The 7,684-nt window shown below is 44.2% G+C and carries 7 protein-coding genes and 1 tRNA gene; 4 read left to right on the top strand and 4 right to left on the bottom strand.

The window, feature by feature from the left end; genetic code table 11:
* Positions 1-79 precede the first annotated feature (79 nt).
* Positions 80-448 carry a hypothetical protein gene (locus ACJMM4_RS03100; protein ID WP_405383004.1) on the bottom strand — a complete coding sequence of 123 codons (369 nt, stop codon included), beginning with the start codon at positions 446-448 and terminating at the stop codon, positions 80-82.
* A gap of 269 nt (positions 449-717) precedes the next feature.
* Between ACJMM4_RS03100 and ACJMM4_RS03095 the strand changes: the two genes are divergently transcribed.
* The 3 genes from ACJMM4_RS03095 (at position 718) to ACJMM4_RS03085 (ending at position 1,709) form a co-directional block, all read left to right on the top strand.
* Positions 718-1,062, top strand: coding sequence for a nucleotidyltransferase domain-containing protein (locus ACJMM4_RS03095; protein ID WP_405383002.1), 345 nt, complete (start codon positions 718-720; stop codon positions 1,060-1,062).
* Positions 1,046-1,477, top strand: a complete 432-nt coding sequence (locus ACJMM4_RS03090) for a HEPN domain-containing protein (RefSeq protein WP_405383000.1) — start codon at positions 1,046-1,048, stop codon at positions 1,475-1,477. Before ACJMM4_RS03095 ends, ACJMM4_RS03090 begins: the two co-directional genes overlap by 17 nt.
* 159 nt (positions 1,478-1,636) lie before the next feature.
* Positions 1,637-1,709 (top strand) — tRNA-Arg (locus ACJMM4_RS03085).
* Positions 1,710-1,763: 54 nt separating this feature from the next.
* On the opposite strand, the gene ACJMM4_RS03080 is transcribed toward ACJMM4_RS03085, so the two are convergent.
* The 3 genes from ACJMM4_RS03080 to ACJMM4_RS03070 all read right to left on the bottom strand — a co-directional run bounded on the left by ACJMM4_RS03080 (position 1,764) and on the right by ACJMM4_RS03070 (position 5,807).
* Complete coding sequence (locus ACJMM4_RS03080; protein ID WP_405379026.1) at positions 1,764-2,069, bottom strand: hypothetical protein; 306 nt, start codon at positions 2,067-2,069, stop codon at positions 1,764-1,766.
* An 85-nt stretch (positions 2,070-2,154) separates the two neighbouring features.
* On the bottom strand, positions 2,155-4,257 hold the full coding sequence (locus tag ACJMM4_RS03075; protein WP_405379029.1) for an RNA degradosome polyphosphate kinase: 2,103 nt from the start codon (positions 4,255-4,257) through the stop codon (positions 2,155-2,157).
* Positions 4,257-5,807: an HD domain-containing protein gene (locus tag ACJMM4_RS03070; RefSeq protein WP_405379031.1), complete on the bottom strand. Its 1,551-nt coding sequence runs from the start codon at positions 5,805-5,807 to the stop codon at positions 4,257-4,259. Before ACJMM4_RS03070 ends, ACJMM4_RS03075 begins: the two co-directional genes overlap by 1 nt.
* A 188-nt stretch (positions 5,808-5,995) precedes the next feature.
* On the opposite strand from ACJMM4_RS03070, the gene ppx reads away from it, so the two are divergent.
* A complete protein-coding gene (ppx, locus tag ACJMM4_RS03065; protein ID WP_405379034.1) occupies positions 5,996-7,531 on the top strand; it encodes an exopolyphosphatase in 1,536 nt (511 codons plus the stop codon).
* The last annotated feature ends 153 nt before the right edge of the window (positions 7,532-7,684 follow it).

Raw genomic sequence — 7,684 nt, 5'->3', positions numbered from 1 at the left:
TTTGCGAGTTCGCTATAACTATATTTGCTGTTTTGATAAGCAGTTACGACCTTCTTTTTAAATTCAAAACTATATTTTGTCATGAAAAAACCGACCTCCCAATTGTTAGATTTTTAGGTCTAACTTTTGGGGGTCGGTTCATTTCATTTACAACTTCCGCCTCTTTTTTCGCTAATTCAACTTGTTTCTTATGTTCTTCTTCCTTGGCTTTTTGAATTTCTGCCTTCATTTCTTTTATTCTTCTATTAGCAGTATCAATTAAATCCTTATTATCAGAATCTTTGACAACCTCATTTAGTTTATCTAATGCTACTTGATGCTTCCCTTGGGAATAGGCATACTCAGCTTCACTATAAACCTTATTGTAGTCTTTTCCAGGTGAAAATACCATAAACCCAATTAATCCCAGAATTAAAATAAAAATAGCAATTTTATTAGTTTGTGACATATATAATTCCGCCTTTCATTTTATGCTGATTCTTATAAAAACAGCATATATTTGACAAAAAGAGACCTAGGATGAAACTAGCTTAATACAATTATAACCTATTTTCACTTAAAATGCATCTGATTTTACAGATAAAGGCAACAAATCTGCATTCACTTATTCTAAATATCATGTATACTTAAGGCCGGAGGCTGCTATTAAATCACATACTTTTCTCTTGCTGGAAAAATCGGATAAGTGTATAATGGGAATAGAAAGAAGGTGGCAACATGTGTGATAAGAACAAACTCAAAAAAATAACTGACGATGTTGTTAAAGCAGTGTTGTCAGTTACTAATAAGGTTGACAGCATTATCCTCTATGGCTCTCAGGCACGAGGAGATAGTGTTGACGGCTCTGATATTGATATTTTGGTTATCGTAAACGAGCCCGATGAGTCTATCCATGGTTTGAGAAAAGCCATTTGGGACCACACTAATGATATAAGCCTAGAACAGGATGAAGTTGTATCATTGATACTAAAGAGCCGCAAGGACTACAATAGACTGAGCAACACCTTGTTCTACCAGAATGTTGCCAGAGATGGGATTGAATTATATGGACGAGCAAGCTAAAGCCTTATCAGCATATCGATTGGAAAAAGCAGAACAATGCTTAAGGTCCGCCGAGATTATTCTCAATATTGGTGATGATAACAACCTCGTTATCAATAGGTCTTACTATGCCATCTTCCATGGAATGAGAAGCGTGCTGGCACTTGAGAGTAAGGATTTTGAAAAGCATTCAGCTGTTATTTCCTATTTCCGCAAGGAATACATAAAAACAGGCAAGATACCTGTTGAAGCCTCCAAAATTATTGGTAGCGCCTTTAATACTCGCAATGATAGTGACTATGAGGACTTCTATGAGCCATCTGACGAAGATGCCAAGGAGCAATTTAATGATGCTACGCGGTTTATCGCCATCATTAAGGACTATCTCACTAGCGTGCAAAGCGAAGAAAAACAGCCTATCACTAAAAAGCCCTGAAACCATTGCGGGGCAAGGCTTTCCCCCGTATCGAGCAAATTTTGAAAATCCGTGAAAGTATGTGGGATTATATCAGGAAATTAGGGGAAATATTGGCTATTATCAAAGTGCACAAAAAGCCCAAAAACCGCATGAAATCAGGTGTTTCAGGCACTTTGAGATAGGGGTAAAAAAATACACCTATCGCCTCCTAAGCGGTAGGTCGTGGGTTCGACTCCCGCCGGGATCACCAAAAAAGTAAAGGCGTTCTTCCTTTCGTTAGGAAGAACGCCTTCTTTTTATGCGCTTACAGTTTTTCCGCCATTCCCGGAGGCATGCTCCATTCAACACGGACGCCGGTTTTACCCCACAAGCGGGTCAGGCAGGTTTTGAAGTTTGCCAAGCTGCTCAAAGGTTCCAAGGTAGCAGTGCCAAAGTCGCGGATGGTTGCACCTTGAGGAATATCCAAGGTCAGCGGAGTTGCCAAAAATTTTTCCACAGCTGCCTTAGCTTCTGCTACGGCCAAGGTAACTATAGCAGTCTTGCTCTCTTCATTATATTCTACATAACCATAGTTGCAGTTATAGTTTAAAGTTACGGAAAACGTACTCATATTCAATCCCCCTTTGTCGCTCTTTATTATAGCAACTTACGCAGACAATAGCAATAAGCGGGTTTAATCGAATACTTAACAAGTTTTATCTACGGCTGTACACAGGCTGTAAACGCTGTTCCATAGGCAGTTTATCATTGGTAACAGCCAATTGCGCCATTTCGTAGAGGGTGCTTTGGGCACTGACAGGCTCCAGCTTGTTGCGTACGCGGCGGTAGGTACCATTGGACTGCATCATATGGGCACCCACGTTATCGCGCAGGTACAGGTCTAAAAGCCCTTTGATACGATGGATATGCTCCTCGGTTTCCACAGGGAAGAACAGTTCCACGCGGTCATTAAGGTTACGTGGCATCCAGTCCGCGCTAGACAAATACAGCTGCTCGTCCCCGCCGTTGGCGAACCAGAAGATGCGGCTGTGCTCCAATTGGCGGCCCACAATGCTGCGGACAGTAATATTATCGCTAATGCCTTCGATGCCCGTGCGCAGACCGCAAATACCGCGGACAATTAAGTCAATGTGCACGCCTGCTGCAGACGCTTCGTACAGCTTTTGAATAACAGGCTGGTCGATAAGGGAGTTCATTTTGGCAATAATATGACCTTCCTTGCCTTGGCGCACCATGGCTATTTCGTTATCAATAAGGCTGTAAATCTTCTCCCGCAGACCCAAAGGCGCCATGGTCAGCTTATTCCAAACCGGAGGCTCGCTGTAACCGCTGAGCAGGTTGAAGAAAGCGGAGGCATCGCTGCCAAATTCATCATTAGCAGTCATCAAGCCCAGGTCCGTATATAATTTAGCAGTGCTGTCGTTGTAGTTGCCTGTACCCAAATGTAGGTAGCGTTTGATACCATTATCTTCCTTGCGGACGATAAGAATAATCTTGGCATGGGTTTTAAGACCTACTAAGCCGTAAATAACGTGGCAGCCTGCTTTTTCCAAACGGCGTGCCCACAGGATATTATTTTCTTCGTCGAAACGAGCTTTTAATTCTACCAATACCGTAACCTGTTTGCCGTTTTCTGCAGCGCGAGCGAGGGCAGCAACGATGGGGCTGTTGCCGCTGACACGGTACAAAGTCTGCTTGATAGCCAAAACTTGAGGATCATCGGCAGCATCACTGACAAGCTTTACTACAGGGTCAAAGCTTTCATAGGGATGGTGGAGCAGGATGTCGTTCTGGCGGATTGCGGCAAACAGGTCGCTGTCATCGGGGAGCTCCAAGGGACGCTGGGGTACGAAGGGCTCATGCAGCCAAGGGAACATTCCTGGCAGACTGGTAAACTTAAAGAAGCAGGTGGGATCCAAAGGCCCGTTGATTTCGTACACTTCTAAATCAGTAACATCAAGGTTTTCTTCTAAGAATTTCTTGATACGGGTATTATTAGTTTTAAAGATTTCTAGACGCACCGCAGCACCACGTTTGCGTTTGCGCAGGGATTCTTCTACTTCTTTCAGCAAGTCTACGCTGTCTTCTTCCTCCAAATCGAGGTCGCTGTCACGAGTAACGCGGAAGGGAACTACGTCGAGGATTTGACAGCCTTGGAACAAGTCTTGGCAGTGGCTGGCGATAATATCTTCCAAAAAGACGAAGGTACGTCGTTCTTCCGGGGGAACTTCCAAAATGCGGGAAAGCACGCTAGGCACCTGTACTAAACCCATGCTGTGTTCGCCATCTGCTTTCACCAGTTCTACTGCTAGGTTTTGGGTTTTATTTGCTAAGAAGGGGAAGGGTCTGGAGGCATCCACTGCCATAGGCGTAAGTACGGGATAGATGACCTCGCGGTAGTATTCCTCCAACCAATCCTGTCCCACATCGGACAATTCTTCTACACGACGGAAGTGGAGTTTTACTGCACTCATCTCTGCCATCAGTGCCATCAGATATTTAGTTTGGGTGCGTACTTGCTCGTGGGCTGCTACGGAAATAGCTTCCAATTGTTCTTTGACGGACATGCCTGCGGCATCACGCTTTTCGATACCGTTGTCATAACTGTTCCATAAGCCTGCCACGCGGACCATGAAGAACTCGTCTAAATTGGAGGCAGAGATGGCAACAAATTTCAAACGCTCCAAAAGAGGGGTTTCTTTTACCATAGCTTCCTTCAACACGCGCAGGTTGAACTTCAGCCAACTCAGCTCCCGGTTATAAAAATACTCAGGTTTAGTTAAATCAAGTTTATTCATTATTTATCCACCCGTTCTAAAATCGGTTCCATACCATATACTTCTTCGAAGAAATCTGCTTTATCTTCAAAAGTCCACATTTCCAAAGCTAGATCTACTTTGCTTACAGCCTGTACCTTGAGCTTGCCCTCTTTGACGACAACATTGCAGCTGCGAATTTTTTGCAAGTAGCTGCGGTCCAAAGCATCGGCTAGGCGTACAATGGCTGCCAGTTTTGCTACTACTGCCACCATATCCGGAGGGACAATGGGGGCATTGCGGTTGCTCTGGTCAAAAAGGCGTTTAGCGTGGTAGTAGGCAGCCAAGGCAATGATTTCTTTGTCCCTATCACTAAAGCCCAACATATCCGTAGAGTTGATCAATTGGTAGGTGTATTTGGAATGGCTGCGCATACAGATATACTTGCCAATGTCATGGAGGATACAGGTACCGCGGAGCAACAAGCGCTCATGCTCACCCATACCATGTTCTTTGGCAATCTTTTCAAATATGATTAAGGATAATCTTTCTACTTGCTGCGCGTGGCGTTTGTCATAAAGGTAACGGGCGCCAATGCAGTGGAACAGGCTGATTAATTCCTGCTCCCAAAACTTGCATAATTCCGGACTGGTTTTGCGACCTATATGTAAAAGGCGCATACCGTCAATAAAGCTGTCCCCGGTAATAATAACTTCTTGGGCGGGAATCAAATGCAGTAATTGCTCGTAGAGCAGCACTGTAGGCAGTGCTAATTCGGCTACGCTTTCGGGAATATTGTACGCGCTAATCAGCTGGGATAGGTTCATGCGGCGCATTTTGGCAAAGAAGGCGTGAAAGTCTTCTGCCTTAATGCGGTGGAGCAGTTGGCTTTCGTCGCGGCCTAACATCCGCAGGAGCAGTTCCGTTTCTGTGCCGGACAGGACTAAATATTGGACGCTGGCCTGCTGCAGCTCTTGACGTACAGGTCCGATAGTGCTGCTTAAAAATTCTGTTAATGCTTTGTTAAAGTGCATGCTTTCCCTGCGGTTGCGCTCGAAACTTTCTTTGATGCGGATAATGCCTACATGGAAGTTTTCTTGGTAGCGGATTTGCTCATCCTGTACTAAGGTAATGCCCAAACCACCGGAAGAAATATCCATCATCAACATGCCTTCGCGCTCGCTGGAAATCTTATAGCTTTTCAAAGTGTTGCGGATAGCGACAAACTTAGTATAAATTTCCTGAGGCATATCCACTACGTCTACGACCAGACCTGTTTTACTGTAGATTTGGTCTAGCAGGAAAACTTGGTTGCTGGCTTCGCGGACGGCAGTGGTGGCCTGGAGCTTGTATTCCTCGACACCATACTCCTCCATTAACAGCTTAAAGCCTTGGAGAATGTCACAAATTTCAGACACTAGCTGAAAAGGTATAACTTTATTTTTAAAGGTTGCCTCACCCAAACGAATACGGCGGCTGACGCGCTCGATAATCTTGCATTTGTCAATGTTGCGGTATTCTAGAATCTGCATACTGATTTTCTCAGAGCCTAGATGGATGGCGGCAAAGGTAGTATGTGTTTTGCGTTTCATCGGTTTGCCTCCAAATTCTCTCGTTATCTTATATTATTCTTGTTTGACAGAAAAAGTCCTGCGTATATACATATATTTAACATTTTAACGGGAATTTTACTTTGAGGCGCAGGATTTTTTCCGCTTATGAGTAATATAGTAAAAAGGAGAAATTTTGCTTGGGATGGACGTTTGAGGAGAGAGGAAAAATGCAAAGAATAGCTATTATAGATATCGGTTCCAACTCAGCCCGTTTAGTCATTAGCCACATCTACAAAAATGGCGCCTATAACATGGTATATAACCAAAAGGAAGCCTTGCGCTTGAGTCAAAAAGTGGATGCCAGCAATATGCTGACAGAAGAAGCTTTTACTTCCACTATTGATACTCTGCAGAGTTTTGCCCACATGTGCAAGATTTACAAGGTGGACAGAACTATTGCTGTGGCGACTGCGGCAATCCGTAATGCTGATAATGGCAGCGAATTGGTAGCCAAGGTGGCTGAAGCGACAGGTATTCAATTACATATTATTACCGGTAGCACGGAAGCCTATATCAGTTATTTAGGCGTAATCAATACCTTAGATGTGAAGAACGGTATTATCTTCGACTTGGGCGGTGGCAGTACTGAGCTGATTTTGTTTAAAAACAGGAAAATATTGGAAAGCGTTTCTCTGCCTATGGGTGCAGTAAATACTACGGGTATGTTTAATACTCGTAACGAAATGCCTGCCAATGTCTTTAGCGATATTAACGTATTCATTATGAGCCGTTTGGCGCAGTATCCGTGGCTGAAGCAGAACGGGTTGCCGTTGATTGGTGTTGGTGGTACTGCCCGTACTGTTGCTAAGATTATCCAGAGGGCGAAGAAATATCCTGCGACCAAGATTCATAACTATACTTTTTCTTCTCAAGTTTACCGTAGCTTTTTCAATAAACTGCGGGCGACCAATCTGGAACAGCGCAAAAAGATTTCCGGTCTTAGCAATGAGCGTAGCGATATTATTTTAGCAGGCAGCAGTATTATCAGCTGCTTGATCGAAGCTACAGGCGCTACCAAGCTTATTACCAGCGGTTGCGGTCTGCGCGAAGGTCTTTTTTACGATTATTATTCCCAATCCAACGACGTGCCCTTGATTGCAGACAATATTTTAGAGCGCAGTCGGGAGAATATGCTGAAACTGTACGAGGACGATACGGAACATGCCCGCCACATTACGAAGCTGGCGATGGCGATGTTCGATGGTTGGAAGGATTTGCATAAGGTGCGCAAATCTTATCGGCGGTTGCTGGAGACGGCGGCGTTGCTCCACGATATTGGTATTACCATTAACTTCTATAGTCATGCCCGTCACAGCGCTTACATGATTCAAAATGCTAAGCTGTTTGGGCTTACCCACAAGGAGCAAATTATCACCAGCGCTATTGCCGGTTGGCACAACGGTGTGTCTAAGAACTATTTTAAGGACCGTTTCTATCGGGAAATGCTGACGGAAAGCAACTGGCGCTTAATCAACAAAATGGCGTGCCTGCTAGCCTTGGCGGAAAGCTTGGACTACTCCGAAACGCGCATGGTACACGCTATTACTACGGACTTTTCTAAAAAGTGCGCTGTGCTGCGCATTCACGCCGATGGTATGCCTAGCATCGAGATGCATCAAATACGTACTCACCAACCTTGGTTCAAGAAAGTTTTCGGTGTAGAGCTGAAGGTAGAATTGGTGCAGGAAGCAAAAGAAGAGTAAAACTATATAAAATGGTTAGTTGTAAAATGAAGTTGCACAACTGAATAAAAAAGATCCATGGTGGTATCTTTCTGTTAAAATAAAGTTGCTACACAAAATCAGCAGAAAGGACTGACCACCATGGATCAATCTCAAGATACCACAATTCATCAA

This window comes from Phascolarctobacterium sp., assembly GCF_045124115.1.
GTDB lineage: Bacteria > Bacillota > Negativicutes > Acidaminococcales > Acidaminococcaceae > Phascolarctobacterium_A.
The sequence above is the reverse complement of the archived record's forward strand: the minus strand, read 5'-3'. Positions and strand labels throughout refer to the sequence as shown.

Excerpts from the sequence above, each read along its gene's own strand:
- ACJMM4_RS03100 (WP_405383004.1), bottom strand. The coding sequence starts at position 448 with ATGTCACAAACTAATAAAATTGCTATTTTTATTTTAATTCTGGGATTA.
- ACJMM4_RS03075 (WP_405379029.1), bottom strand. The coding sequence starts at position 4,257 with ATGAATAAACTTGATTTAACTAAACCTGAGTATTTTTATAACCGGGAG.
- ACJMM4_RS03070 (WP_405379031.1), bottom strand. The coding sequence starts at position 5,807 with ATGAAACGCAAAACACATACTACCTTTGCCGCCATCCATCTAGGCTCT.
- ACJMM4_RS03080 (WP_405379026.1), bottom strand. The coding sequence starts at position 2,069 with ATGAGTACGTTTTCCGTAACTTTAAACTATAACTGCAACTATGGTTAT.
- ppx (WP_405379034.1), top strand. The coding sequence starts at position 5,996 with ATGCAAAGAATAGCTATTATAGATATCGGTTCCAACTCAGCCCGTTTA.
- ACJMM4_RS03090 (WP_405383000.1), top strand. The coding sequence starts at position 1,046 with ATGGACGAGCAAGCTAAAGCCTTATCAGCATATCGATTGGAAAAAGCA.
- ACJMM4_RS03095 (WP_405383002.1), top strand. The coding sequence starts at position 718 with ATGTGTGATAAGAACAAACTCAAAAAAATAACTGACGATGTTGTTAAA.